Annotated in this window: 26 protein-coding genes; 14 read left to right on the plus strand and 12 right to left on the minus strand. The window is 68.2% G+C overall.

Annotated features, from left to right (window positions below; all coding sequences use genetic code 11):
- Position 1: 1 nt before the first annotated feature.
- Both deoC and ACZ7OI_RS31815 read right to left on the minus strand, forming a co-directional pair.
- Positions 2-976, minus strand: a complete 975-nt coding sequence (deoC, locus tag ACZ7OI_RS31810; RefSeq protein ID WP_470267784.1) for a deoxyribose-phosphate aldolase — start codon at positions 974-976, stop codon at positions 2-4.
- Positions 977-1,112: 136 nt separating this feature from the next.
- On the minus strand, positions 1,113-1,745 hold the full coding sequence (locus ACZ7OI_RS31815) for a DUF1707 SHOCT-like domain-containing protein (RefSeq protein WP_470268049.1): 633 nt from the start codon (positions 1,743-1,745) through the stop codon (positions 1,113-1,115).
- A 105-nt stretch (positions 1,746-1,850) separates the two neighbouring features.
- Here ACZ7OI_RS31815 and ACZ7OI_RS31820 point away from each other — a divergent pair, with 105 nt between their 5' ends.
- Both ACZ7OI_RS31820 and upp read left to right on the plus strand, forming a co-directional pair.
- Positions 1,851-2,294, plus strand: coding sequence for a protein-tyrosine phosphatase family protein (locus ACZ7OI_RS31820; protein WP_470267785.1), 444 nt, complete (start codon positions 1,851-1,853; stop codon positions 2,292-2,294).
- A gap of 472 nt (positions 2,295-2,766) precedes the next feature.
- The gene (gene upp / locus ACZ7OI_RS31825) at positions 2,767-3,390 is read left to right on the plus strand and encodes a uracil phosphoribosyltransferase (RefSeq protein WP_116205731.1); all 624 of its coding nucleotides are present in this window, start codon (positions 2,767-2,769) and stop codon (positions 3,388-3,390) included.
- Here the strand turns inward: upp and ACZ7OI_RS31830 are convergent.
- Positions 3,383-3,973: a TetR/AcrR family transcriptional regulator gene (locus ACZ7OI_RS31830; RefSeq protein ID WP_470267786.1), complete on the minus strand. Its 591-nt coding sequence runs from the start codon at positions 3,971-3,973 to the stop codon at positions 3,383-3,385. The two genes, upp and ACZ7OI_RS31830, sit on opposite strands and share 8 nt — an antisense overlap.
- A 95-nt stretch (positions 3,974-4,068) precedes the next feature.
- Here ACZ7OI_RS31830 and ACZ7OI_RS31835 point away from each other — a divergent pair, with 95 nt between their 5' ends.
- From ACZ7OI_RS31835 to ACZ7OI_RS31870, 8 genes are all read left to right on the plus strand, one after another.
- Positions 4,069-4,470, plus strand: coding sequence for a MerR family transcriptional regulator (locus ACZ7OI_RS31835; protein WP_009072633.1), 402 nt, complete (start codon positions 4,069-4,071; stop codon positions 4,468-4,470).
- On the plus strand, positions 4,467-5,447 hold the full coding sequence (locus tag ACZ7OI_RS31840; RefSeq protein ID WP_470267787.1) for an aldo/keto reductase: 981 nt from the start codon (positions 4,467-4,469) through the stop codon (positions 5,445-5,447). Before ACZ7OI_RS31835 ends, ACZ7OI_RS31840 begins: the two co-directional genes overlap by 4 nt.
- Before the next feature lie 195 nt (positions 5,448-5,642).
- On the plus strand, positions 5,643-7,187 hold the full coding sequence (locus ACZ7OI_RS31845) for an NAD(P)-binding domain-containing protein (protein WP_470267788.1): 1,545 nt from the start codon (positions 5,643-5,645) through the stop codon (positions 7,185-7,187).
- A 1-nt stretch (position 7,188) separates the two neighbouring features.
- A complete protein-coding gene (locus ACZ7OI_RS31850; RefSeq protein WP_470267789.1) occupies positions 7,189-8,214 on the plus strand; it encodes an alpha-hydroxy acid oxidase in 1,026 nt (341 codons plus the stop codon).
- On the plus strand, positions 8,211-9,536 hold the full coding sequence (locus ACZ7OI_RS31855; protein ID WP_470267790.1) for a cytochrome P450: 1,326 nt from the start codon (positions 8,211-8,213) through the stop codon (positions 9,534-9,536). Before ACZ7OI_RS31850 ends, ACZ7OI_RS31855 begins: the two co-directional genes overlap by 4 nt.
- The gene (locus ACZ7OI_RS31860) at positions 9,533-10,804 is read left to right on the plus strand and encodes a cation:proton antiporter (protein WP_470267791.1); all 1,272 of its coding nucleotides are present in this window, start codon (positions 9,533-9,535) and stop codon (positions 10,802-10,804) included. Before ACZ7OI_RS31855 ends, ACZ7OI_RS31860 begins: the two co-directional genes overlap by 4 nt.
- Positions 10,805-10,896: 92 nt before the next feature.
- Positions 10,897-11,544, plus strand: coding sequence for a response regulator transcription factor (locus ACZ7OI_RS31865; protein WP_037816092.1), 648 nt, complete (start codon positions 10,897-10,899; stop codon positions 11,542-11,544).
- Positions 11,541-12,722 (plus strand): sensor histidine kinase, encoded by a 1,182-nt coding sequence (locus ACZ7OI_RS31870; RefSeq protein WP_470267792.1) that lies wholly within the window; start codon positions 11,541-11,543, stop codon positions 12,720-12,722. The genes ACZ7OI_RS31865 and ACZ7OI_RS31870 overlap by 4 nt, the downstream gene beginning before the upstream one ends.
- Here ACZ7OI_RS31870 and ACZ7OI_RS31875 read toward each other — a convergent pair.
- Together ACZ7OI_RS31875 and ACZ7OI_RS31880 are read right to left on the minus strand one after the other, a co-directional pair.
- A complete protein-coding gene (locus ACZ7OI_RS31875) occupies positions 12,697-13,389 on the minus strand; it encodes a YczE/YyaS/YitT family protein (protein WP_470267793.1) in 693 nt (230 codons plus the stop codon). The genes ACZ7OI_RS31870 and ACZ7OI_RS31875 overlap by 26 nt on opposite strands.
- A gap of 23 nt (positions 13,390-13,412) precedes the next feature.
- Positions 13,413-15,170, minus strand: a complete 1,758-nt coding sequence (locus ACZ7OI_RS31880; protein WP_470267794.1) for an adenine deaminase C-terminal domain-containing protein — start codon at positions 15,168-15,170, stop codon at positions 13,413-13,415.
- 117 nt (positions 15,171-15,287) lie between these two features.
- On the opposite strand from ACZ7OI_RS31880, the gene ACZ7OI_RS31885 reads away from it, so the two are divergent.
- Entirely contained in the window at positions 15,288-16,196 is a 909-nt protein-coding gene (locus ACZ7OI_RS31885) for a LysR family transcriptional regulator (protein ID WP_470267795.1), read from the plus strand.
- 3 nt (positions 16,197-16,199) lie between these two features.
- Here the strand turns inward: ACZ7OI_RS31885 and ACZ7OI_RS31890 are convergent, their stop codons facing one another.
- Together ACZ7OI_RS31890 and ACZ7OI_RS31895 are read right to left on the minus strand one after the other, a co-directional pair.
- Positions 16,200-16,553, minus strand: a complete 354-nt coding sequence (locus ACZ7OI_RS31890) for a hypothetical protein (RefSeq protein ID WP_470267796.1) — start codon at positions 16,551-16,553, stop codon at positions 16,200-16,202.
- A 40-nt stretch (positions 16,554-16,593) separates the two neighbouring features.
- Complete coding sequence (locus ACZ7OI_RS31895) at positions 16,594-17,040, minus strand: hypothetical protein (protein ID WP_470267797.1); 447 nt, start codon at positions 17,038-17,040, stop codon at positions 16,594-16,596.
- A 160-nt stretch (positions 17,041-17,200) separates the two neighbouring features.
- Between ACZ7OI_RS31895 and ACZ7OI_RS31900 the strand changes: the two genes are divergently transcribed.
- Complete coding sequence (locus ACZ7OI_RS31900) at positions 17,201-17,584, plus strand: hypothetical protein (RefSeq protein WP_470267798.1); 384 nt, start codon at positions 17,201-17,203, stop codon at positions 17,582-17,584.
- A 36-nt stretch (positions 17,585-17,620) separates the two neighbouring features.
- Positions 17,621-18,916 (plus strand): histidine--tRNA ligase, encoded by a 1,296-nt coding sequence (hisS, locus tag ACZ7OI_RS31905; protein WP_470267799.1) that lies wholly within the window; start codon positions 17,621-17,623, stop codon positions 18,914-18,916.
- Positions 18,917-19,375: 459 nt separating this feature from the next.
- On the opposite strand, the gene ACZ7OI_RS31910 is transcribed toward hisS, so the two are convergent.
- On the minus strand, positions 19,376-19,825 hold the full coding sequence (locus ACZ7OI_RS31910) for a flavodoxin family protein (protein WP_470267800.1): 450 nt from the start codon (positions 19,823-19,825) through the stop codon (positions 19,376-19,378).
- 10 nt (positions 19,826-19,835) lie between these two features.
- Positions 19,836-21,464 carry a phospho-sugar mutase gene (locus tag ACZ7OI_RS31915; RefSeq protein WP_470267801.1) on the minus strand — a complete coding sequence of 543 codons (1,629 nt, stop codon included), beginning with the start codon at positions 21,462-21,464 and terminating at the stop codon, positions 19,836-19,838.
- Between the two features lie 57 nt (positions 21,465-21,521).
- On the opposite strand from ACZ7OI_RS31915, the gene ACZ7OI_RS31920 reads away from it, so the two are divergent.
- Complete coding sequence (locus tag ACZ7OI_RS31920) at positions 21,522-22,673, plus strand: glycosyltransferase (protein ID WP_470267802.1); 1,152 nt, start codon at positions 21,522-21,524, stop codon at positions 22,671-22,673.
- A gap of 48 nt (positions 22,674-22,721) precedes the next feature.
- Here the strand turns inward: ACZ7OI_RS31920 and ACZ7OI_RS31925 are convergent, their stop codons facing one another.
- The 3 genes from ACZ7OI_RS31925 to ACZ7OI_RS31935 are packed head-to-tail and all read right to left on the minus strand — an operon-like array spanning position 22,722 to position 24,921.
- The gene (locus ACZ7OI_RS31925) at positions 22,722-23,507 is read right to left on the minus strand and encodes a purine-nucleoside phosphorylase (protein WP_470267803.1); all 786 of its coding nucleotides are present in this window, start codon (positions 23,505-23,507) and stop codon (positions 22,722-22,724) included.
- Positions 23,504-23,932: an ABA4-like family protein gene (locus ACZ7OI_RS31930; RefSeq protein WP_470267804.1), complete on the minus strand. Its 429-nt coding sequence runs from the start codon at positions 23,930-23,932 to the stop codon at positions 23,504-23,506. The genes ACZ7OI_RS31925 and ACZ7OI_RS31930 overlap by 4 nt, the downstream gene beginning before the upstream one ends.
- Positions 23,929-24,921, minus strand: a complete 993-nt coding sequence (locus ACZ7OI_RS31935; RefSeq protein WP_470267805.1) for a hypothetical protein — start codon at positions 24,919-24,921, stop codon at positions 23,929-23,931. Before ACZ7OI_RS31935 ends, ACZ7OI_RS31930 begins: the two co-directional genes overlap by 4 nt.
- Positions 24,922-24,992 lie beyond the last annotated feature (71 nt).

A 24,992-nucleotide genomic window follows, 5' to 3' on the forward strand; every position in this document is an offset into this window, starting at 1 on the left:
GTCAGTCCACCGTCACGTAGTCAGGGCCGCTGTAGTGGCCGTCCACCTGGGTGCGCCGCTGCAGCAGCAGGTCGTTGAGCAGGCTCGACGCGCCGAATCGGAACAGGTCCGGCGTGAGCCACTGCTCGCCCGCGACCTCGTGCACGGCGACGAGGTATTTGATCGCGTCCTTCGTCGTCCGGATCCCGCCCGCGGGCTTGACGCCGCGCAGTTCGCCGGTGCGCTCGTGCCAGTCGTGCACCGCCTGCAGCATCACGTGCGTGACCGGCAGCGTCGCGGCGGGCGACACCTTGCCGGTGGACGTCTTGATGAAGTCCCCGCCCGCCAGCAGCGCGAGCCAGGACGCGCGGCGCACGTTGTCGTACGTCGCCAGCTCGCCCGTTTCGAGGATCACCTTCAGGTGCGCCGAGCCGCAGGCCTCTTTCACGGCGCGGATCTCGGTGAACACCTCCAGGTAGCGGCCTTCGAGGAAGGCGCCGCGGTCGATCACCATGTCGACCTCGTCCGCGCCGGCCTCGACGGCCATCCGGGTGTCGGCCAGCTTGACCTCGCGGCTCGTGCGGCCCGCCGGGAAGCCGGTGGCGACGCTCGCCACCCGCACCCCGCTGCCCGCGAGCGCTTCGACGGCCGTCTCCACCAGGTCCGGGTACACGCACACGGCCGCGACGCGCGGGCAGTCCTGCCGCTCGGGGTCCGGCCGCATCGCCTTGGCGGCGAGGCCGCGGACCTTGCCGCGCGTGTCGGCTCCCTCGAGCGTGGTCAGGTCGACCATCGACACCGCGGTGTCGATCGCCCACCGCTTGGCTTCCTTCTTGATGCTCCGGGTCGCGAGCCCCGCCGCGCGCTGCTCGACGCCGACCTGGTCGACACCGGGCAGCCCGTGCAGGAACCGCCGCAGGCTCGCTTCGTCGCGAGTGACGTCCGTCAGCGGCGACGGGGTGTCCGGTGCCGCTGCCGGGCTGGTGGTAGCTGTCATACCGCTGAGTGTAGGTGCGCGACAGCAGGCGCCGGAGCGCTCACCGGAATCTGTGGACAGCTGGTCACGGGCTTGCGGTTGTCCACAGCCGCGGGCCGGGGGCGGCGGTTTTTGTCGGTGCTGTGTGCAGTCGGGTTCAGGACTCGATCTGCGGCGAGTGCACGTCCTTGGCCGGCTTGCGGTAGACCACGACGCCGCCCCAGAAGCCGAGGCCGTTGATCGTCACGGTCGGGGCGGTCGGCGGCGCCGGCGGCGCGCCGGACTTGTCCTCCAGCAGGAACGCGCCCATGAAGCCGATGCCGGTGACGTTCACGTTGATGTCGTCGGGGACGGTGATCTCGATCCCGCCCATGATCGCGACGGCGGTGATCGTGCAGGATTTCTCCGCGAAGCGGGCGCTGCGCAGGTCGATCTCGGCGCCGCCCCAGAACGCGAAAGTCGTGTGCTGCTGCGGCAGAACCCAGCTGCCCTTGCGCACGGCCCCGGACATCACGCCGATCGACACGGCCGAGCCGGGATGCCCGCCGACGCGGTTGTCCGGCAGCCCGAGCGCGCGCGAGGGGGCGGGCTGCAGCGCGGCCGAAGCGGTGGTGGCGACCGCGGCGCTGCCGGGCAGGTCCGCGGTCACCGGTTTCAGATCGGCGAACGTTTTCGCGGAGTAGACGCTGGAGAGCCGCTCTTCGAGCTCGTTGATCGTGATGCGGCCTTCGGACAGCGCCTGGTGCAGCACCTGCGCGACCTGCTCCCGATCAGCGTCCGAGACGCGCATCTGGTCCGGGCCCGGCGTGGCTGGGTCTTCACTCACCTGGGGCAGCCTAGCCCTGTCGAGACTGGCTCGGGTCCGTCTAACGGTGGATAGGGGGATCATGGGGTGATGGATTCTGCGTTGGTGGGGACTCTCGTGCTTCCGGACGGGGCTCGGTTGCGGGCGCGTGGGCTGGGGAAGCCGAAGCCGGAGGGGCCGGAGCCGGAGTTCGGGTTGTATTTGGGGTCGCGGCGGATGCGGGGGAAGTACGACTCGTCGTTGAGCTGGGAGCGTCGGTGGGTGTTGTGGCCGGACTTTCTGTTGCCTCGGGATTGGGAGGGGGCTCGGGGGGAGATTCTGGGGTTGCATGCTCGGGCGGTTGCTGGGGAGGCGGTGGAGGTGGCTTGTCTTGGTGGGGTGGGGCGGACTGGGACTGTGTTGGCTTGTCTCGTGACTGTGGGTGGGGTGGGGGCTGAGGAGGCTGTGGCTTGGGTTCGGAGGGAGCATCATCCGAGGGCGGTGGAGACGCCTTGGCAGCGGCGGTGGGTTCGGTGGTTTGCTGAGTCTCGGTAGGGGGCGGCTCGTCGCCTGGCGGCGACGTTGCGCCCGGTCGGTTGCGTGGGGCACCCCGAAGCCAAGTGTGCTGACGGTTCGGGGGTGCTTGTCAAGGCGGGAAAGATGCCTTGACAAGCACCCCCGAACCGCAGGGAGGCTTCGTATCGGGGTGCGGGGGAGGGGCTGGGTGCCTCGCGGTTTGGGTGCGCGGGGGAGGGGCTGGGTGCCTCGATGGTTTGGGTGCGCGGGGTGCGGGTCGGGCTGGGTGCCTCGATAGTGAGTGCATCGGCCGCGAGTTGGTGGGTGGGCTGTGAAGGGCTCCTTGAGGGAATCTGATTCCGTGAAGGGGTCCCTCACGACCTGGCGGTGGTCGTGAGGGGAACCCTGGGGGAATCAGGGGCTGTGAGGGTGGCCCTCACGGAAGTAATCGGGCCCACGAAAGGTGTGGGGAATGAGTGGCGGTCCCGCACTCGACAGCTAAGTTGTCGGCATGGATGTGCATGTCGTCGATCACCCGCTGGCCAAGGCTCGTCTTTCGACCATGCGGGACGCTCGGACGGACAGTGCTGCGTTCCGGGCCGCGCTGCATGAGTTGACTGTCATGCTCGTCTATGAAGCCACGCGGGATGCGCCGGTGCGGACTGAGCGCATCCACACTCCTGTCGCGCGCACTGATGCGTATCGGCTGGCCAGTCCGCCGTTGCTCGTGCCGGTGTTGCGGGCTGGGCTGGGGATGGCTGATCAGGCGCACAAGCTCATTCCGGACGCCCAGATGGGGTTCGTCGGGCTCGCTCGCGACGAGGAGACGCTCAAGCCGACTCCGTATCTCGAGTCGCTGCCCGAATCGCTCGCGGACCGGCCGGTGCTGGTGCTTGATCCGATGCTCGCGACTGGTGGGTCGATGGAGTACACGATCCGGCTGCTGACCGATCGTGGGGCTACTGACGTCACCGCGATTTGTGCGCTCGCCGCGCCGGAGGGGCTCGCGCATCTCGAACAGACTGGGCTGCCGGTTCGGGTGGTCACCTCGAGCATTGACGAGCGGCTCAACGACTCCGGGTTCATCGTGCCGGGGCTGGGCGACGCGGGGGATCGGCAGTACGGCGCTAGGTGAGCCAGCCGGAAGCGTTGGCGTGTAAGGCTTTCTCATACGCGTCGGAAACGCTGAAGCCGTCGGGCAGGCGGCCGGACAGTTCCAGCGAGACCAAGCCGTGCACGAAACCCCACAGGCTGACGGTGATCAGTTCCGGCGCGACGTCCTGGAACTGGCCGGACGCCACGGCGGCGTGGACCACTCCCGTCAGCGGGGCGAGGGTGGCTTGGGCGACTTCGTCGGCTTCGGCGTTCGGTTCGAAGCCTGGGACGGAGCGGCTGAACATGATCGCGTACAGGTGCGGGTCGGCCAGGGCGCTTTCGCGGTAGGCGATGCCTAGCCGCACGAGGTCGGTTACTGCGTCGCCGGACAGGGGGACCGTCGCCAGGCGGGCGCCGAAGCGGCGGAAGCCTTCGACGTACAGTGCGTTCACCAGGTCCGGTTTGCTGCCGAACAGCGAGTACACCGCGGTGGTCGACGTGCCGGAGTCGGCGGCCAGTTTTCGCAAGGACAACGCCTTGGGGCCGTCCGCGGAGATCAGCTCGCCCGCCCGGTCCAGGAGCTTCAGCCGGAGGGTTTCGTCGTGGGTACGGGGGCGAGGCATGTACCCAGCGTAACGCAACAACGTTATAAAACGCGACTGTGACCGTCGTTTTAAGATTTGACCTGGAGTGCACTCCAGGTCGTACTGTCAAGCGCATGAGCTACTCGATAGCGGAAGCCGCACGACGTAGCGGCCTGTCGATCGACACCCTCAGGTACTACGAACGGATCAAGCTTCTCGAACCGCCCGCTCGCGATTCGGCGGGGCGGCGCGCCTACTCCGACGAGGACCTGAACTGGCTCGGCTTCCTCACGAAGCTGCGGCTCACCGGGATGCCGATCAAGAGCATGCGCGAGTACGCCTCGCTGCGCAGGCATGGGGTCGCCAGCGCGGGACGCCGCAAGGCGATCCTCGTGGAGCAGCGGCAGTCGGTCGCCGACCGGATCGCCGAGCTGCAGGGTTGTCTCGACATTTTGGACTACAAGATCGCCAACTACGAGCAAATCGAGCGCAAGGCCTTCGGCGTCGCGCCCGAAATGGAGGGAATTTCCGCGTGATCGGTACGAGGAAGCTCGGCGCGCTGGAGGTCGGGGCACAGGGGCTCGGCTGCATGGGGATGAGCTCGGCCTACGGGGTGCGCGTCAACGACGGCGAGTCCGTCGCCACGGTGCACCGGGCGCTGGAACTGGGGGTGACCCTGCTCGACACAGCCAACGTGTACGGCGCGGGGGAGAACGAGAAGCTCGTCGGCAAGGCGATCGCGGACCGTCGCGACAAGGTGGTTCTCGCGACGAAGTTCGGCATCGTGCACACCGACGCGGGCATGACCGCGCGCGGTGACGCCGCGTATGTGAAGCAGTGCTGCGACGAATCGCTGCAGCGGCTGGGGATCGACCACATCGACCTCTACTACCAGCACCGCGTCGACCCGAATGTCCCGATCGAGGAGACCTGGGGCGCGCTTGGTGAGCTGGTCGAGGCCGGGAAGATCCGCTACGCCGGGATTTCCGAGGCGGGGGCGGAGACGATCCGGCGGGCGCACGCGGTGCATCCGGTCACCGCATTGCAGAGCGAATGGTCGCTGTGGACGCGGGGGATCGAAGACGAAATCCTCGGTACTTGCCGGGAACTGGGTATCGGAATCGTGCCGTTCTCGCCGCTGGGCCGCGGGTTCCTGACCGGCGCGGTCACGTCGGTGCAGGAGCTGCCCGAGGGCGACATGCGCCGTGGCCTGCCGCGGTTCGCCGAGGACAACCTCGCGCGCAACATGGCGATCGTTGAGGCGCTGCGTGCGCTGGCCGCGGCCAAGGGCGTCACGGCGGGGCAGCTGGCGCTCGCCTGGGTGCAGGCCAAGGGGGCCGACGTCGTGCCGATTCCGGGCACGAAGCGGCGGAAGTACCTGGAAGAGAACGTCGGCGCGGCCGAGCTGGAACTGTCCGAAGAGGACATCGCGGCGATCGAGAAGGCCGCTCCGGCCGAGGCGATCGCGGGTGCGCGGTATCCGGAGGCGCTCGCGCGCGTCACCGGCAAGTAGCAGCTGAAGCCGGGGCCTCCCGCCCCGCAGTAGTCCGTGAAGGGCCCCTTGAGGGAATCTGATTCCCCAAGGGGCCCTCCGCATCGCGGACCGCGCGGTCGGCGTCCCAGGGACCGGGTACGTTCTGAGGGATTTCTGAGATCTTCCGACCACTCTGATCGCCGTCAGATCAAGGCGACGCGGGAGGTCGGTTTCATGGCGGACGTGCTGGACTACCTGGTGGTCGGAGCCGGGCCGGCGGGATTGCAGCTCGGGCGGCAGCTGGGCGGGGCCGGGCGCAGCTACCTGGTCCTGGAACGCGGGTCCGTGCCCGCCGCGTTCTTCACGCGCTTTCCACGGCACCGCACGCTCATCTCGGTCAACAAGAAGTACACCGGCTGGACCGACCCCGAGCTGAACCTCCGGGTCGACTGGAACTCGCTGCTCGACGACGGGCCCGACCCGCTCGTCTTCACCGATTACAGCGCCGAGATGTTCCCGCCGGCGGAGGCGTTCCTCCGCTACACCGCCGATTACGCGGCGAAACACGACCTCAAAATTCGCTACGACACCGAGGTTACGCGAATTTCGCGTGCGGACGACGTCTTCACGGTCACCGCTGCCGACGGAGAAAAGTTCAGTGCGCGGCGGCTGATCATGGCGACCGGCGTAACCAAGCCGTATATCCCGGATGTGCCGGGCATGGAGCTGGTCGACCAGTACGCCGACTACGACACCGACCCGGAGCAATTCATCAACCAGCGCGTTCTCGTGCTGGGCAAGGGAAACTCCGCGTTCGAGACAGCCGACAGCATCAACGCCTACGCGGCGGTGCTGCATGTCGCCGGTCCGCGGCCGGTGAAACTCGCGTGGCGCACGCACTTCGTCGGACACCTCCGCGCGTTCAACGCCGGTGTGCTCGACATGTACCAACTCAAGCTGCAGCACGCGATTCTCGACGGTGACGTCCGCGAGATCACCAAGGACGACGACGGCTACCACGTCAAGTTCGCCTTCGCGCGTGCCAACGAGCTGGTCAAAGAAATTCGCTACGACCGGGTCATCGCGGCGACCGGATTCCGGTTCGACGCTTCGATGTTCGACGAGGGCTGCCGTCCGGAGATGACGATCAACGACCGGTTCCCGGCGCAGACCTCGTCGTGGGAATCGGTGAATGTTCCGGGGCTGTACTTCGCCGGGACGATCACCCAGGTCCGCGATTTCAAAAAGGCCACCAGCGCGTTCATCCACGGCTACCGCTACGGTGTGCGTGCGCTTTCCAAGGTCCTCGACGAGCGCTACCACGACACCGAATGGCCGAGCACGGCGGTGGCCGGCAAAACCAGCGAACTGGTCGACGCGGTTATCCAGCGGATCAACCGTACTTCCGCGCTGTACCAACAGTTCGGATTTCTCGCCGACGTGCTCGTGGTCGACGGCGACAAGGCTCGCTATTACGAGGAAATCCCAGTCGATCGGTTCAAGGACACCGCACTGGGGGAGAGCGCCAACGCGTTCGTGATCACCCTCGACTACGGGCCGGACCACGACAAGATCGATCCGTTCGACTTCACCGTCACGCGGGCGAGCCAGGACGTCGCGAACGATTCCGGCGAAGGCCATTACCTGCATCCCATCGTCCGGCATTACCAGGGCGGCGAATTGGTCGCGACGCACCACGTCACCGAGAACCTCGAAAACGAGTGGAACCGGCCGGTGCACGTGGACGCGTTGACGGCCTTCTTCACCAAGCAGCTCTGACATGCGCACGATCGCGGAGCTGGAATCCATCGCGCGGGAACGGATGGAACCAGCGCACTACGACTATTACGCCGGTGGTGCGGGCGAGGAAGCCACCTTGCGCGCCAACGAAGAAGAGTTCCGCCGCCGGGTGCTTGTGCCACGAGTGCTGCGCGGAGTCGGCAACCGCGACCTGACGGCGGAAGTCGCCGGGTCGCCGATGTCGATGCCGATTTTGGTGTGCCCGACGGCTTTCCACCGTCTCGCGCATTCGGACGGGGAACTCGCGACCGCGCAAGCCACAGCGGAGGCAGGCACCGTCTTCGTGTGCAGCATGGCCTCAACGACGGCTGTCGAGGACGTCGCCAAGGTCGCTGACGTGCTGTGGTTCCAGCTGTATTCGCAATCAGACCGGGAGTTCACCGAAGCGGTCGTCAGCCGGGCAGTGAATGCGGGAGCGCGGGCGTTGGTGGTGACGGTCGATTCCGCGGTGCGCGGACGGCGGGAACGCGACCACCGCAACGCTTTCCTCGATCTCCCGCCGGGGCTGGCCGCCGAGAACATGCGCGACGCCACCGGTCGCGTGCGGGACATCGAGATGCCCGTCGACCTGACCTGGGACGATCTCGGCTGGTTGCGCGAAATCGCGAAAATTCCGATCTTGCTCAAGGGCGTGGTGCACCCGGAGGACGCCCGTCGTGCGGTGGCAGCCGGAATCGACGGGATTTTCGTGTCCAACCACGGCGGACGGCAACTCGACGGCGCAATTTCGAGCCTGGCCGCCCTGCCGGAAATCGTGTCCGTTGTGGACGGTCAAGTGCCGCTGATCCTCGACGGCGGCGTGCGAAGCGGCGCGGACGTCGTCAAGGCGCTCGCCCTCGGCGCGGACGTGGTCGGTGTGGGCAGGCCGGTGCTGTGGGGGCTCGCTGCGGCGGGGCAGGAAGGGGTCGCCGAAGTGCTGGAACGGTTGCGCGAGGAGACGGACACCGCACTCGGGCTGTGCGGGGCGCGGACCCCGGGCGAGCTGACCGCGGACCTCGTCCGATGAAACGCCTCGTGCTCGCCGGTGCCGCGGGGGCCGCGGGGCTGATCGCGACCAGCCCGAGGTGGCTGCCGGGCCGGGTGGTCGCGATGCGGAACCGGATTTTCGCGCTGGTCAACGGGGACGAGGGCTACCAGGTGCCGGTCGAGGACTTCCGCCGGGTGTACGCCGATCCGGCGGCCGACGGACGCAGCGAGGGCGCCGCGCTGTCCGACCTGTTCTGGTACTGGCTCGCGCCCGGACCGCAGGTGCACCAGGAACATCTGGAGCCGGGCCCGCGGTACGACGAGGTCGCCAAAACCACCCGGAACATCCTGGTCAAGTCCAAGGCCGAATCGCAGGCGCTGACCGAACGGGTCGCCGCGCGCGTGCTCGACCGGATCGAAACCGGGCCGGGACGGCTGCTCCGGCTGCGCGACGAGATGATGCCGGTCTGGGCCGAGCTGTACTACGAGCTGGTGTTCGGGGAGGAGTGCCCGCCGGAAGCCCGGGACCTGATCGTCGGGCACGCCGATGACGTCGTGTCCGCGCTGAAGTGCGTACGCCCGCGCAACATGCGCCGTCGCGCCCGGCTCACTGAGTACCTGCGCCGCCGGCTCGACGACGTGCCGCATCCGCTGCCGAGCCGGCTCACCCGCGAGGAGCGGGTGTTCTACCTGCAGGGCACGTTTTTCAACACCGCGGTCGTGCAGATGTCCGAGGCGATGGCGCACCTGCTGATGGTGCTCGCCGAACATCCGCAGGTGCAGCGCAGGCTCGCGGAAAACCCGGACGACGACGAGTATTTCGACCGCGTGCTGGACGAATGCCTGCGCACCTACCCGCTGTTCGGCATCGCGCACCGCATCACCACCGGCGACATCGAACTGGCCGACCGGACCATCGACGCGGGGACCGTGCTGCTGTTCAGCTACCCGGAGTTCCATCACGCCGGAGTGGACCGTCCGGAGGAATTCGACCCGGAGCGCGGTTGCCCCGCGCACCAGCAGAGAAATTTCTTGCCGTTCGGCGTCGCGCAGAACCGGCCGTGCCCGGCGCGGGGCCTCGCCCCGGTGACGATGCGCGTGGTGACCAGGGAATTCCTGCGCCGGTTCGCCGTCACCACGAGCGCCGCGCACACCCGCTCGATCCCCAACCGCGGACCGGTTTTCGCCACCCCGCGCGGATCGCGGCGAAATCCCCGCTCCGCATTGGCCTATCTGGCGGTACGCGATCGCTGGGAAGACGTGTGGCGCAGCCTCGCGCAACTGGTGTTCGGCACCTACATGGTGCTTGACGCACGCCGGCTTCGGTTGTGCACCAAACACTTCCAGGGAGGAAACCGATGAGTGCCGTAGAAGCCGCACCCGCGTTTTTCCTGGCAGCGGTCGTGATCCTGGTGGCCTGCCGGGCGGTGAACGCGCTTGCCGTACGGCTCGGGCAGCCGCCGGTCGTGGGCGAGATGGTCACCGGCGTGTTGCTGGGCCCGTCGCTGCTCGGACTCCTGTTGCCGGGCGTGCAGGAATGGCTGTTTCCGGACTCGGTGCGCACGCTGCTCTACCTCGGCGGCCAGATCGGGCTGGTCATCTACATGTTCGGCGCGGGCTACGAATTTCGACTGAGCGCCCTGAAGGAAGGGAGGAAAACCGTCGCGGCGGTTTCCGCCGCGGGCACAGTCGTGCCGCTCGCGCTCGGCGTGGGGGTGAGCGTGCTCGGCGCGAACTGGGCCGGGATCCTGAAACCCGGGGTGTCGCCGGTGGTTTCGGCGGCGTTCGTCGCGGTGGCGCTCGCCATCACCGCGTTCCCGATGATGGCCCGGATCATCACCGAACGCGGCTTGGGCAACACCCGGTTCGGCTCGCTCGCGCTGGCCTGCGGCGCCCTCGACGACGTCCTCGCCTGGATCCTGCTGGCCGTCGTCCTCGGCATGCACGCCGGTACGGCCGGTCCGATCGCGATGGCCATCGGCGGCGGAGTGCTGTTCGTCCTGCTGGTGTGGCTGGTGGTCCGCCGGATCGTGGCGCGGGTGATGGACAACCCGCGCGCGCCCGTGGATCAGCGGATGCTCGTCACCGCCATGTTCCTGTTCGGCGCCGCGTGGTTCACCGACGTCATCGGCCTGTACGCGGTGTTCGGCGCGTTCATGCTCGGCTTGGTGTTCCCTCGCGGCGAAGCGTCCGACGCGGTGCTCGCGCGGATCATGCCGGTCGGCCGGGTCGTCTTCCTGCCGCTGTTCTTCACCTATTCCGGCCTCAACACGCGATTCGCGCTGCTCGCCGACCCGAAGCTGCTGCTGTTCGCGGTGGTCTGCATCGCGGTCGCGGTGGTCGGCAAACTCGGCGCCTCGTGGGGCGCGGCCCGGCTGACCGGCGAACCGCAACCGGTCGCGCTGCGGATCGGCGTGCTGGTGAACGCGCGCGGATTGATGCAATTGGTGGCATTGAACGTTGGGCTGTCCGCCGGAATCGTTTCGCCCGCTCTGTTCACCGTGCTGGTGCTCGTCGCGCTCGTCACCACGATCATGACCTCGCCGGTGCTCGGCTGGCTCGACAAACGCGACGCCCGCCGGTACGCCGACGGAGAAATGCCCGAATTTCTCCTGACTGGGCGCAGCTAGCCGATTGCCTACGAAAGTCGAGGGTCGGATGGCCGGATCACTGCGAGTATGGACCTGTGCACGATGAGGCAAAGACCCCGGCGGCTTCCCGGGTGCTCCTGGTCGAGGACGATCGCGATCTCGCCGGGATGCTCGTCGAATTGCTCGCCGGAGAAGGTTACGAGACCGAAGTGGCCCACGACGGACAGCGCGGCCTGCACCTCGGGCTCACCGGAAGGCACGCGGTGGTGATTCTCGACCGGCGGCTGCCGGTGGTCGACGGCCTCTCGGTGCTGGCCCAGCTGCGCCGCCGGGCGGTGCCCGCGCGCGTGCTGGTGCTGTCCGCGCTGGGCGAGCTGGCCGACCGGGTGCACGGCCTCGACACCGGGGCCGACGACTACCTGGTGAAACCGTTCGAGACCGACGAGCTGCTCGCCCGGGTGCGCGCGTTGTGCCGTCGCGACGCGGAGCACGCCGAGTCCCTTCCGCTCGGCGCGGCGGCGCTGGACCTGCAGCGGCACGAGGTCGTACTGCCGCGCGGCGAGCGGGTGACGCTGTCCGGACGCGAGTTCGAACTGTTGCGCACGCTCGCCCAGCGGCCCAAAGCAATCCACCCGCGGGCGTCCCTGCGCGCGGGAGTGTTCACCGAATCCGCCGCGGAGTCCATTGTGGACACCTATGTCTACTACCTGCGGCGGAAACTGGGGCGAGGCGTGGTGAAGACGGTGCACGGCCTTGGCTACCAGATCGGGGCGGTGTGACCACCGTCGTCGCCCCGGAGGCGCGGGCGCTGCGGCGCGCGCGGCGGACCATCGCGGGCCAGATCGCCGTGGTGATCACGATAGTCGTGCTCGCCGCGGGCGTGATCGCGTACTGGGTGCTGCTGCGCGGACAGTCCGCGGAGACCGAGCGGCAGCTGGAATTCGCTTTGGGACACGGGCTTTCCGCGACCCCGCCCGGATGCACCTACCTGGTGACGCCCCAGGGGCACGCGCCTGCCGGGCGGCTGCCGTTCACGCCCCCGCCGGTGCCGCAAGTGCCGCACAACGGTGACGTGGTGACGGAAGAACGCGTGCTCGACGGTGCGACGTACACCATCCGCACGGTGAATCGCGGCGGTGAAATCTGGCAGGCGTACTTCAACGAGCATTACCTGATATCTGACCGCGAACATCTGTTGTTAGGGCTCGGGATGGCCGAGCTGGTGGTGCTGATCGCGTCGGTGATCAGCGGATACCTGCTGGCCGGGCGCGCGATTCGGCCGCTGGGCGAGGCATTGCGCCGGCAACGGACGTTCGTCGCCGACGCTTCCCACGAGCTGCGTGCGCCGTTGACCCGGTTGCACACCCGCACGCAGCTCCTCGCCCGGCGCGGCGGCGCGGGGCCGGACGAGTTGCAAGCCCTGGTCGCGGGCACCCGCGAACTGGGTGCGGTGGTCGACGATCTGCTGTTGTCCGCGCAGGCCTGTGCCGAGCGACCGCAGCTGGAGCCGGTACAGCTGGCGGTGCTGGCGGAACAGGCCGTGGCGGCGGAATCGGTCCGCGCGAACGACCGGCAAGTGGACCTCCGGCTGAGTCGTTCGCCGGGGCTGGAGGACGTGGTGCCGGGCGTGCCGACGGCGTTGCGGCGGGTGCTGTCCGCGTTGCTGGACAACGCGATCGGACACACGCCGCCGGGCGGATCGATCGAGGTGATTCTCGCCAACCCGGACGCCCGGCACGTCGAACTGCGCGTGTGCGACACCGGAACCGGCTTCCCGCAGCATGAAGCAGAGCGGCTTTTCGAACGTTTCGCCCACGGCGCGCACGGCGAGGGGCGACGGTTCGGGTTGGGACTGGCGTTGGTGCAGGAAGTCGTGACGGGACACGGCGGGACCATTGCCGCGTTCGGAAAGCCTGGTGTCGGCGCGACGTTCACGTTGCGCTTCCTACGGGCTTGAGCTTTCGCGCCTGGAATTTCTTGTACAGGAAGAAATAGAGCTTGATGTACTGTCCGACCAGGACGGCGTTGATGATCGTTCCCTCCCGGATGAAATGCGGTCCGCCGAGGAAGATCAGCCCGATGCCCGCCGAAATCGCCAGCAGCGTGCAGTCGAAGACGGTCTTGATGTTTCCCCACTTGCGGCCGGTCTTCTTCTGCAGCGTGTTGACGAACAGGTCGATCGGCATCAGCACCAGATTGGCGCGGATCATCAGGAAGAGCCCGAACGCCAGCATCGCGTCGGCGAGGAACAGCAGCGCGAGATTGGCCGCATAAGGCCCGAGCGAGATCCACTTCGTCGCCATCAGGTTGAAGTCGAGCAGTGCGGCCAGAATCAGCGCCGGTACCAGCGAGAACAGGTTCTGGAGTTTGAACGCCCTTGGCAGCACCAGGAAAGTCAGGGCGAGCATGAGCACTTCGAGCATGAGATTGAACGTGCCCTGGCTGAGCGGCGGGAGCACGAGCGTCATCGTGCGGGTCAGGCTGCTTTGCGGGGAGATGCCGATCCCGGCCCGGATGGCCAGGCCGAGACCGAGCGTCAGCAAGTAGATGCCGGCAACGTAGGTGATCCAGCGCCGGACCACGTTTCCGTTGTCGATTACTCCCGCGTCTTTGTCGTAAGGCACGACCGCGACCTCCTCGTTGAGGGTTACTTCATGAATCCGAAACGGTCGAGCGAGATGAACAGGGTCAGGAGTTTGTTGACGACGGGCTCGCCTTCGTTGCGGTTGCCCAGTTTCTCGAGTGCGGCGTCGACGGAACGGGTCGCGTCGACGAGCTCGGCGAGGTTCATGTCGGCCATCACGCCGTAGAACTCCAGCGGCAGGCAGGCTTTCGTCTCGCCGTCCTCGGTCACGAGACAGCCGCCGACCAGCGTGTCCAACTGCTTGAGGTTGGCGCACATTTCCGCGCTGTCGCTGCCGACGCTCACGAAGTACGCCGACGGGGCGGGCCAGAACGTCGACACCGCACCGCGGTCGAGCGACACGCCCTTGAACAATCCGGTGACGATGTGCCGGTCGCCGGAGGCGTACCGCTGCACGACCGAAATCCGGTTGAGCCGCTCGCCTTCGTACTCGGGCACAACGGTGCCGTCGCGGAACGGCACCCAGATCTCTTGGGCGAACTTGAGATGTCCGCGTCCGTAGACGTCAAACAGCAGCACCTTCGCCTGGTCGCCGTCCGGCGAGATTTCGAGCGGCGTCAGGTCGAGTTGATCGGCGGTCAGATCGGCGAGACCCGGCTTGGGCTCCTTGGCCAGACTGGAGTAATCGATGCCGACGCGGTTGATCAGCTTGCGGTCGCGGGCAACGAGCTCGCCGCCCTTGAACACATACCGCGGGTTGATCTTGGCGAGGCTGTCGGTGAGGACGATGTCCGCGAAGCGACCCGGGCTGAGCGAACCGAGGTCCCGGTCCTTGCGGAACGAGCGGGCGGCGTACAGGGTGCCCATTTTGATCGCCTGGATCGGCGGCATTCCCATTTCGATCGCCAGCGAGATCACCCAGTCGATATGGCCCTGTCGCAGGACGCGGTCCACCGAGATGTTGTCGGCACAGAGCTGGAAGTTCTCCGCGGGCCAGCGCCGTTTCACGATGGCACGCAGCATAGTCCGGATGACCTCGGGACTTCCGACGCCGAACTTGATCTGCGTGTTCAAGCCGTAACGGACGCTCTTTTCGATGTCGTCCTCGTTCCAGACATCGTGATTGTTGTCGACGCCGATCGCGGGCATGTAGTTCAGCAGCATGTCCGACAGCGCCGTGACGCCCCAGTGGCAGTTCACGAACCCGGAATTCGCGCGGCCCAGCGCGGACTTGCGGAAATCGTCGGCGTCTCCGGTCATGTAGGACAGATGCGCCAGTTCGCCCAGCCCGATCACCGGATCCATCTTCAACATGGCCTCGGTGACGTCAGTCGAGGTCTTCTTCCCCGGTGCGAACGCGTAAAGCCGATACGGCAGCTTTTCGTGGTCAGCAAACAACGTTTGGACGGCTTCCACCGCCTCGTCCCCGGCCCCGCTGGCGAAGTCCAGGGTTTCCCCGAAGACCGTAGTCGTTCCACTCGGGACGATCGCCTCGCCGAACGCCGCCGGATGCGCCAGCTGCGACTCGAAATGCAGATGCGCGTCGATCAATCCGGGGATCGCGTAAAGCCCTTCGCCGTCGAAGACCTCGCGCACCCGCACGACCGACTCGTCGGGGTTCAGCGCGACGATCCGCTGCCGGTAAACGAGAAGCGAGCCGGGATAGACACTTTCCGTGTGCACGTCGACGATGTGGAGATTGCGCAGCAGCAGGTCCGCCTCCTGCTCGCCGGCGAGAATGCCGAAGACCGTCCGCACGTGATCTTCTTGCGCGGCAACGTCTTCGGCCGGGATCGGGGGATACGTCGTCGGATCCTGCACAGTGTCCTCGCTTCGCTGTCGTTGGTGCACTGATAGAACCCGGCGCATACCGTTGCTGACAAGCATTCATTTTCGTACGACGTGTACTCTTTTTTCGTACGCTAAGGAGGTCTGCCCGTGCTCCACTCCCGATTGCTGCAGTACATCGACGAAGTGGCGCGCCTCGGCTCGATCCGCGCTGCCGGGGCGCGGCTGCACGTCGCACCGTCGGCGATCAACCGGCAGATCCTGCTTCTGGAAGCGGAACTCGGCCAGCCGCTGTTCGACCGGCTGCCGCGCGGGATGCGTCCGACGCCGGCCGGGGAAGCGCTTCTCGCGCACGTCCGGCGCACGCTGCAGCAGTACCGCGAGACCGTCGCCGACATCCGCGACCTGCACGCGCTCGGCAGCGGCGAGGTCGTGATCGCCACGATGACCGGCCTCGCCAGCAGCGTCGTCGCCACCGCCGCGGCGGCGTTCCGGACCCGGCATCCGCGAGTCCGGATCTCGATCCGCACGATGACGACCCAGGACATCCTGCACGCGGTCGAGGCCAGCGAAGCCGACCTCGGGCTCGGCTTCAACGTCCCGCCGTCGGCGCACCTCGAGGTGTGCTGGCAGATGAACACCCGGCTCGGCGTCGTCGTCGCCCCGCACCATCCGCTCGCCGGCGCGGACCCGATCCCGCTCGCGCAGTGCCCGCCCTACCCGCTGATCTTCGCCGACCGCTCGATGGTCATCCACGGCATCGTCGCGGAAGCCTTCGCCAAAGCCGGTCTCGACATCGAACCGGCCTTCCACACCAACTCGATCGAGACGATGAAACGGCTCGCCGCCTCCGGCGACGCCATCGCGTTCCTCAGCGAATTCGACATCGCCGAGGAAATCCGGGACGGCCGACTCGTCTTCCGTCCGGTGCGCGACGCGTTCAGCAACAACGTCGTTTCGTTGGTACGACGGGAAAAACACGGCCACGGACTGGCGAGTCTCTTGCTGGCCGAGGACATCGTGGGAGCACTTACCCCCGCGCAGACTCCGCGGCCGTAACGCTCAATCGGTGAGAGTGTCCGTCGGCAGCAACGCCCGTAACCGCCGGGTCGTCGCCTCGTATTCGACGTACGCCCGCGAGTTTTCCGGACCGCCGGCCGCCATCAGTTCGTCGTGCGCGAGCGCTTGCTCGGCGATCACCGACGCGAGCTGAACGAGAAACCGCACCGACCGTTCGGAGCGGACCGCCATCTCGGCGGAACCAGGCAGGCCGCGCTCGGCGAACCCCTCGAACACAGCGGTGTTCTCACGCTGCTTCTCCGCCAGCAACCGGCAGGTCGCCGATTGCTGGCGGAGCTGGTCGGCATAAGCCGCCTGCGGCGAAGCGGCATCCCCGGGCTGGCTCACGCCCGACATGATGCCCGTTCTCCGCCGCGGACAGCCACCGGCTCGGTTTTTAGAGCACGACCACCGTGAAGACCGCGGAGACAGCGGCGGTGAACAGGGTGGATTCGGGGTGGAAGACCCGCAGCGTCAGACTCCCGGACACGTTCAGCCGGACGCCGAGGTCGAAGTCGTTGTCCGGCGAGCACGAGGTGGAGACGAGATTCACCCAGACTCCGGCCTGGGTTTCTTCCTGCAGGTACAGGATTCCGCCTTCGTCGGCGCGACCCGCCGGGCCGGTCGCGAAGTGCCCGTGGATCCGCAGTTGCTCTCCCTTGCGCACCTTGGCTTTGACCGGTCCGGCCTTGATGTGCACGGGTGTCTTCTTCCCCGCCTGGTGCGCGGCCGGAGCCGCCGGGGCGGCCTGCGCGGGCAGGGCGGTCGAGCAAAGGCCGCCGAGGGCGAGGGACAAGGCGAGACCGGCCCATCGGGCGCGTCGCCGCATCGAGGTCGTAGTCATGAACTTCAGCGCAGTCCACCGCCGCTCGCTTCGCCGCTCAAATCCCTCGACGGTCGGGGGACAGCCACCGGCAAGAGGGACGGCGTGACCGTCTCCAGAAGTTTCGTGACAGTGTTTTAAAACAGTGTTATGGTCGCTTTCGCACCCCAAGGAGGCGACCATGCACGGCCCAGTCCAGTTGTTCACTGTCATCGCGCTCGTATCGCTGCCGACCGTCATGTACGGCGGCTACGCGCTCGGCGGCGTCCTGCGCCGCGGCGACCTCACCGAGAAGCAGCGCGGATTTTTCCGCGCCGGACACGCGCACGCCGGTGTCCTGCTCGTCCTCACGCTCGCCGCGTTGCAGCTGGTCGAGCACGGCGGTCTCGGCGACACCGCGCGCTGGATCGTCTGCTTCCTGCTGCTGTTCGGCGTGCTCGCGCAGTCCGGCGGGTTCTTTCTCGCGATGCTGCGCACCCGCGTCGGCATGAGCGTCACCACCGGCGGAGCGGTGCTGCTCGGCGCGGCCATGCTGCTCACCGCCTACGGCGTCGCGTTCCCCTGACGAAATCGCTGGCGCCGGGTCGTTAAGCTTGATGACGTGCCTGAATACCTGTCAACTGCGCCTGTCAAGGGGACCCGAGACTTCCTCCCCGCCGAAATGTCCGTCCGCATGCAGGTGTTCGGCCATCTCTACGACGTGCTGGAGCGCTACGGCTACCTCCGCTACGACGGCCCGGTCCTGGAGCAGGCGGAGGTCTACGAGCGGAAGTCCGGCCAGGAGATCGCCGACCAGCAGCTGTACACGCTCACCACGCGCGGCGGCGAACGGCTCGCGCTGCGCCCGGAGATGACGCCCTCGGTGGCCCGGATGATCGCCGGCCACGCGAAATCGCTGTCGTTCCCGGTGCGCTGGTACAGCCACCCGAACTGCCACCGCTACGAGCGCCCGCAGCGCGGCCGGGTGCGCGAGCACTGGCAGATCAACGCCGACATCTTCGGTTCGGAAAGCGCGAATTGCGAGATCGAGATGTTCGAGCTGATCCACGACCTGATGGGCGCGGTCGGCGCGAGCCCGGACATGTTCGCGGTGCGCGTGAACGACCGGAACCTGCTGTCGTCGGCGCTGACCGACGTCGTCGGGATCTCGCCGGACCACCTGTCGCAGGTGTTCGCGCTCGTCGACCGGTGGGAGAAGACCTCGGCCGACGAGCACGCGGCGAGCGCGGCCGAGATCGGGTTGTCGGACAAGCAGTACGAGAAGCTCGCCGAGACGCTCGGCGCCGGCCCGGCGCTGCTCGACGAGCTGCCCGCGGAGGTCAAGGCCGAGTCGAACCTGGTCAAGGTGCTCTCCAGCAGCGCGGCGAGCCTGGTCCGGTACGAGCCGCTGATCGTGCGCGGGCTGGCGTACTACACGTCGACCGTGTTCGAGGTCTTCGACACCTCGCCGCAGAACCGCCGCGCGCTGTTCGGCGGCGGCAGGTACAGCAACCTCGCCTCGATGTTCACCAAGGAACAGATCTCCGGCATCGGGTTCGGCATGGGCGACGTGACGCTGATGGACTTCCTCGACACGCACGGCCTCACGCCGCAGCCGCGCAGCGAGGTCGACGTCACGGTCATCCCGGTCACCGAGGACCTGGCGGACCCGGCCCGCGACGTCGCGACGGCGCTGCGGAAGGCGGGCCTGCGCACGTCGACTCCGATCGAACTGCGCAAACTGGGCAAGGAGCTCACTCGCGCGGACAAGGCGGGCGCCGTCGCGGTCGTCATCGTGGGCGAGGAGGACTGGGCGGCGGGCCGGGTGACGGTCCGGAGCCTGGCCACCCGCGAGCAGCAGCAGGTCGCGCTGGCGGACGTGCCGGCGGCAGTGCGGGCGATGGTCTCGCCTGCTTGATTTTCCCTGAGGCGGGCGTCGGTCTCCGGACCGGCGCCCGCCTTCTTTGTCCGCCGAGTGGCGGATCCGGTGCGGTTTCGTCACTCACGGCAGTCGGGTGCCGATGAGTCGGCCACCCGGCTGGACGCTCCACAATGGACAGTCAAGATCGCCGCGCTCGCGCCGCGCGCCGCGGCCGATGGTCCACTGACTGGGACGACGGCCGGGCCAGATCCAGGTTTCTCCGGCTTCGCGGCCCTGGTCGGCGCCCTGGGCGTTGAATCGAGCACGCTTGGTTGCCGTTGCGGGGTCGTCATGATCGGTTCTTTGTAGTACCCTTGCGTAGTCGAGGTTGATCGCCTTCGTTGCGAACCCTTGACTTGGCCTGTTGCCGGAGGTCGACCCCCAGGGCTTCCGGTGACAGGCCTCTTTACTTCTCCCGCACAGGCTTTCGGCCCTGCTCAGCGGAGCGATCGCTGCTCACATGAGCGTCGCGGCAAGGGTTCCGCCGAGTTCGGTCACCGCTTCCAGCGCGGCCTTGTCCGGTTCGCCCGTGACGAGCACGGGCTCGGCCACCCGGGTCCAGCCGAGCCCGGTCGTGATCGCGTCGAGTTGCCGCACGGTCCCGGACGTGTCGTTGTTGCCGTGCACGTACGCCCCGAACGGACGGCCTTTCGTCGAGTCCAGGCACGGGTAGTACACGGTGTCGAAGAAATGCTTCAACGCACCGCTCATGCTGCCGAGGTTCGCCGGAGTGCCCAGAAGGTAGCCATCGGCGGCCAGCACGTCGGCCACCGTCGCGCCGAGCGCGGGACGGCGGACGACGTCGACGCCTTCGATGTCCGGATGCTTCGCACCGGCGAGCGCGGCCTCGAACATCGCCTGCATCGACGGCGACGGCGTGTGGTGCACGATCAGCAACGTTGGCATGGTTCTCCCGTCAGCGCAGCAGCGCGGTGATCTCCTCGCGGACCGCGTCGAGAACTTCCGTCGCGCTGCGCCGCGCGTCGGCCAGCTCGCCGGTCACCGGAGCCACCACTTGCAGGTACGCCTTCAGTTTCGGTTCAGTGCCGGACGGCCGCACTACGACGCGCACGCCGTCGCCGCTCAGCCGGAGGACGTCGGCGTCCGGCAGGAGGTCTTCGAGCGTCACCGGCACTCCGCCGAGCGTGGCCGGCGGGTTCGAGCGCAGCGCGGCCATGAGGCGTCCGCGCACGGAAAGGTCGGTGACCCGCAACGACACTTGATCGGTGAGGTGCACGCCGTGCCGGGTCGCGATCTCGTCGAGGACGTCCAGCAGGGTGCGGCCTTCGGCCTTGAGCGTGGCGGCCAGGTCCGCGCCCGCGACCGCGGCGGAGATGCCGTCCTTGTCGCGAACAAAACTCGGGTTCACGCATAGTCCGAGCGCTTCCTCGTACGCGAACACCAAACCCTCGCCGGCGCGGACCAGCCACTTGAACCCGGTGAGCGTCTCCGCGTAGCGCGCGCCCTTCTCCTTCGCCACCTCGCCGAGCAGCGACGAGGACACGATCGTGGTGGCCACCAACGGGTCTTGAATGTCCGTTGTGGACAGAACGTGCGACCCGAGCAGGACGCCGGTCTCGTCGCCGCGCAGCATCCGCCAGCCGTCGGGGCCGCGGACGCCGAGCGCGCACCGGTCGGCGTCCGGGTCGAGCGCCACCGCGAGATCAGCGTCCACTTCGGACGCCAGTGCCAGCAGGAGGTCGGTCGCGCCGGGTTCCTCGGGGTTCGGGAACGAGACGGTGGGGAAGTCGGCGTTTGGCTCGGACTGTTCGGAAACCAGGTGTACGTCAGTGAATCCGGCCCGCGAAAGCGCGGCACGCAGGGTCTCCGCGCCGACGCCGTGCAGTGCCGTCGCGGCGATCCGCAGCTCGCGCGTCGTGCCGCGCGGCAGCGCGCCGACCGCGGAAAGGTATGCCTCGCGCGGATCGACGACCTCGGCCCCGGGCTTGCGCGGGATGCTCCGGGTGGCCGGGGCAGACTGGATCGCGCGCTCGATTTCGCCGTCGGACGGCGGCACGATCTGCCCGCCGGTGGCGTCGTAAAGCTTGTACCCGTTGTCCGCGGGAGGGTTGTGCGACGCGGTGATCTGGATGCCCGCGACGGCGCCGTAGTGCAGCACCGAGAACGCCAGCACGGGCGTCGGCAACGGTTGCGGCAGCACCTTCACTGCGAATCCGGCGGCGGTCAGGACTTCGGCGGCCGCGGTGGCGAACGCTTCGGAACCGTGCCGCGCGTCGCGGCCGATCACGACCACGCCGCCCGCGTGCCCCTGCGCGGCGAGCCACGCGGCGACGCCCGCGGTGGTCCGCGTGACGACCGCGACGTTCATCCCGTTGGGACCCGCGCGCACCGGCCCGCGCAGACCAGCGGTGCCGAACTCCAGCGGTCCGGCCATCCGGTCGGCGATCTCCTCGGCCGCGCCGGGCTCCTTGCCCATCGCGCGGGCGAGAACGGCGGTCAGCTCCTCGCGCGACGCCGGATCCGGGTCGTCGGTGATCCAGCGGTAGACGGAATCGCGCAGGCGGGAATCGAGGCTGTCAGACACCCGGGCCAGCTTACGCGGATCCGGAAACTGGGTGGTGGCTGGCGATACGCTCGGGTGGTGCGCATTCTTTTCACTTCCCTCGCGTCTTACGGACACCTCTATCCGTTGCTGCCGCTCGCCGTCGCCGCGCGCGACGCCGGCCACGACGTGGTTTATGCGACCGCCCCCGACTTCCATCCGACGCTCGAGAAAGCCGGCCTCGAAACCGCCGCCGCCGGGATGACCCTGCAAGAGGCGTTCGGCCACCTGTTCACCGGAGACACCCGAAGCCGCCACGAGATCCCGGAAGCCGAGCTGAACCAGGCGATCGGCACGGGGTTCGGACGGCTGATGCCCACGCGGTTCATGACCGATCTCGGGCCGCTGATCGCGGAGCGGAAACCGGACCTGGTCGTGTACGAAATGGGCAATCCGGGCGGCGCGTTCGCCGCTCACCGGGCCGGGATTCCCGCGATCGGACACGGCTTCGGCCGGGTTTCCTCCGGCGGCCTGGTGGGGCACATCAGCGAGCAGATCGACGCGTTCGCCGCCGAACTCGGCCTCGCCGGCGACAGCAGGGTTTTCTGGGGCCAGCCGTTCGTGGACATCTGCCCGCCGTCGGTGCAGGCACCGGAATTCATCGCCGGGGCCCGGCGCGTGCCGCTGCGTCCGGTCGGCTGGAGCGAACCGGGCGAGTTGCCGTCCGGCATCGAAGGCCGCGACCGCAGTCGTCCGCTGGTGTATCTGACGCTCGGCACCACCGGAGCCAGCCAGGCGCATCTGCTGACGTCGGCGTTGCAGGGCCTGGCCTCGCTCGACGTGGACGTGCTGGTGGCCACCGGTCCGTCCGTCGACGTCGCCGCGCTCGGCGAGGTGCCGTCGAATGTGCGGCTGGAGGCGTGGGTGCCGCAGTCGGAACTGTTGCCGCACGTCGATCTGGTGGTGCACCACGGCGGAAGCGGAACCACGCTGGGCGCGTTCGCCGCGGGGGTGCCGCAGCTGGTGCTGCCGCAGGGTGCGGACCAGTTCACCAACGCTGCCGCGGTGGTCGAGGCCGGTGCGGGCGCGAAGCTCGTCGGCGACGAGCTGACGACGGACGCGGTTCGGGAGGCGGCCGGCCGGTTGCTGGGAGACAGCACGGTGGCGGACGTCGTGCGCGGGCTGGCGGCGGAGGTCGCGGGGATGCCTTCGCCGGAAGAAGTAGTCGCGCAGCTGCCGCAGTACGTCTGAGCGAGTGTTGGCGCCGGTTTGTCCCCGGCGCCAACACTCAACGCAGGCTCACGCGCGGGAGACGAGTTCCTTCAGCAGCGAGCCCATCCGCGTCGCCGACTGCCGTCCGGCCTCGAGGACTTCCTCGTGGTTGAGCGGTTCGCCGGTCATGCCCGCGGCCAGGTTCGTGACCAGCGACAGCCCGAACACCTCCAGCCCGGCCGCGCGGGCGGCGATCGCCTCCAGCACGGTCGACATGCCGACCAGGTCCGCGCCCATGGTGCGCAGCATCCGGATCTCGGCGGGCGTCTCGAAGTGCGGCCCGGGCAGGCCCGCGTACACGCCCTCTTCCAGCGAATCGTCGATCTCCCGCGCGAGGTCGCGCAGCCGCTTGGCGTAGAGATCGGTCAGGTCGACGAAGTTCGCGCCGACGATCGGGGAGCGCGCGGTGAGGTTGAGGTGGTCGGAGATCAGCACCGGCTGCCCGACGCTCATGCCCTCCCGAAGCCCGCCCGCCGCGTTGGTGAGCAGCACCGTCCGCGCGCCCGCCGCCGCGGCCGTGCGCACGTTTTGCACGACCGGGTCGATGCCCTTGCCCTCGTAGAAATGCGTACGGCCGAGCAGGATCAGTGCACGCTTGTCGCCGATCCGCAGCGACCGCACCGTGCCGCCGTGGCCGACGGCTCCGGGCGGGGTGAAGCCCGGCAGTTCGCCGAACGGGATCTCCGCGTCGGCGGTTCCGATCACGTCCGCGGCCGGACGCCAGCCCGAACCCAGCACCACGGCGATGTCGTGCTTCTCGACGCCGGTGCGCTCGGCGATGACGGCGGCGGCCGCCTCCTCCAGGTTGCTCATGCCGCCGAGCGTATCCGGGCGCTGCGCACCGCGAGGAACGCGACCAGGCCGAACGGCGACAGGAAGATCGTCAGCAGGAGAAGCGGGCTGAGCACCCACCACGGGATCCGGTGCGTGCGCGCCTCGAAGAACATCCAGCGCGCGATGAACAGGTCGAACGCGATGAGATGCGCCCAGACCAGCGCGGCCCCGTACGACGTGCCCAGAAACCCTTGCAGGACACCGAGATCCGGCCGTTGCATGGCGTGCCACAGCTCCCCGAAATGCGGGATGGCCAGCACGAAGTACCAGACCAGCGGCAGCAGCGGCACCCACGGCGAGGCCAGGATCCGGCGGGTGCCGCGCCAGCCGGGCAGGAAGATCATCAGCGCCCAGAACGGCACCGCGACGGGGAACGTCCAGGCGAAGACGGTCAGGTCGCTCACCGGACCGCCTTCCGGGCGGGCACCAGCACCGACGCCGCGGCAGCCGCCGCGACGACACCGACGAGCAGACCGGCGGCGGCCAGCGTCGTGCCGCTCGGGTGGATGAGCGGTTCGCCGCGTTCGGCCTGCCACAGGATCAGGCCGACGAGACCCGCGTAGCCGACCGAACCCGTCCACACGAGCCGCACGCGCACCGCGCTCTCGCGCAGCCGGGGCAGCCGGGCAGCGAGCACCGCGAGGCCGAAAGCCAAGAGCGGCAACGCTTGCAGCGCGTGCAGGCCGATGAAGTGCGGGATGCGCAGGTCGCCGCCGGTAGTGCTCCAGCCGAGCAGCGGAAGGCCCGGACCGCCGTCCGCGACGCCGACGCTGTGCGCGCCGATGAGGTCGGAATGGCCGGTGGCTTTGATCGCGGCCCGTTCGATCGGAGTCGGCTGGGTCATGGTCGCGCCGAGGCCGGCGCCGATCAGCGCGACGACCGCGCCGGTGCGCACCGCCCAGTACACCGCGCGGTCCTCGATCCGGGTGAACATGAGCACGACGGTGCCCACGAGCGTGGCCAGCCAGAGCCCCGCCACCATCACGCCCATCACCTGGAACAGCGCGGAGTCGAACGGGGACGTGTTCGCGAAGTGGCTCGGCCGGACGCGGGCCGCCTGGAAGGCCATCGCCACGTACTCGGCGGCGAACAGCACGACGGCGACGGTCGTGGCGACGCTCGCGACCTTGCGCAACCGGCCGCGCAGCAGCGAGACGAGCCAGCTCCAGGTGAAGAAGTAGAGCGCACCGGACACGGCGAACTTGAACAGCTTCGCCCACACCGGCGCGCCGAGCAGGGTCCGGTGGTCGATCAGCATCGCCGCGACGGACAGCACGGTCGCGACGGCCATCGCCCCGGCGAACCACAGCGACGGGCGGTGCCAGGTGCGCATCCGTGCGGTGTTCAGCCTCGCGGGCGGGTGGGTCGCGGGCGGGTCGACGGTGGTGGTCATGAGGTCCTCCCAGGATGGATAGTGATGCTCTCCACTATGGGAAGTTAAACTATCCATCCTGAGATGTCCTC

Source organism: Amycolatopsis sp. NPDC114503, from assembly GCF_055633655.1.

Coding starts and splice junctions, on each gene's coding strand:
- deoC (WP_470267784.1), bottom strand. CDS start 976: ATGACAGCTACCACCAGCCCGGCAGCGGCACCGGACACCCCGTCGCCG.
- ACZ7OI_RS31815 (WP_470268049.1), bottom strand. CDS start 1,745: ATGCGCGTCTCGGACGCTGATCGGGAGCAGGTCGCGCAGGTGCTGCAC.
- ACZ7OI_RS31820 (WP_470267785.1), top strand. CDS start 1,851: ATGGATTCTGCGTTGGTGGGGACTCTCGTGCTTCCGGACGGGGCTCGG.
- upp (WP_116205731.1), top strand. CDS start 2,767: ATGGATGTGCATGTCGTCGATCACCCGCTGGCCAAGGCTCGTCTTTCG.
- ACZ7OI_RS31830 (WP_470267786.1), bottom strand. CDS start 3,973: ATGCCTCGCCCCCGTACCCACGACGAAACCCTCCGGCTGAAGCTCCTG.
- ACZ7OI_RS31835 (WP_009072633.1), top strand. CDS start 4,069: ATGAGCTACTCGATAGCGGAAGCCGCACGACGTAGCGGCCTGTCGATC.
- ACZ7OI_RS31845 (WP_470267788.1), top strand. CDS start 5,643: ATGGCGGACGTGCTGGACTACCTGGTGGTCGGAGCCGGGCCGGCGGGA.
- ACZ7OI_RS31850 (WP_470267789.1), top strand. CDS start 7,189: ATGCGCACGATCGCGGAGCTGGAATCCATCGCGCGGGAACGGATGGAA.
- ACZ7OI_RS31855 (WP_470267790.1), top strand. CDS start 8,211: ATGAAACGCCTCGTGCTCGCCGGTGCCGCGGGGGCCGCGGGGCTGATC.
- ACZ7OI_RS31860 (WP_470267791.1), top strand. CDS start 9,533: ATGAGTGCCGTAGAAGCCGCACCCGCGTTTTTCCTGGCAGCGGTCGTG.
- ACZ7OI_RS31890 (WP_470267796.1), bottom strand. CDS start 16,553: ATGTCGGGCGTGAGCCAGCCCGGGGATGCCGCTTCGCCGCAGGCGGCT.
- ACZ7OI_RS31895 (WP_470267797.1), bottom strand. CDS start 17,040: ATGACTACGACCTCGATGCGGCGACGCGCCCGATGGGCCGGTCTCGCC.
- ACZ7OI_RS31900 (WP_470267798.1), top strand. CDS start 17,201: ATGCACGGCCCAGTCCAGTTGTTCACTGTCATCGCGCTCGTATCGCTG.
- ACZ7OI_RS31910 (WP_470267800.1), bottom strand. CDS start 19,825: ATGCCAACGTTGCTGATCGTGCACCACACGCCGTCGCCGTCGATGCAG.
- ACZ7OI_RS31925 (WP_470267803.1), bottom strand. CDS start 23,507: ATGAGCAACCTGGAGGAGGCGGCCGCCGCCGTCATCGCCGAGCGCACC.
- ACZ7OI_RS31935 (WP_470267805.1), bottom strand. CDS start 24,921: ATGACCACCACCGTCGACCCGCCCGCGACCCACCCGCCCGCGAGGCTG.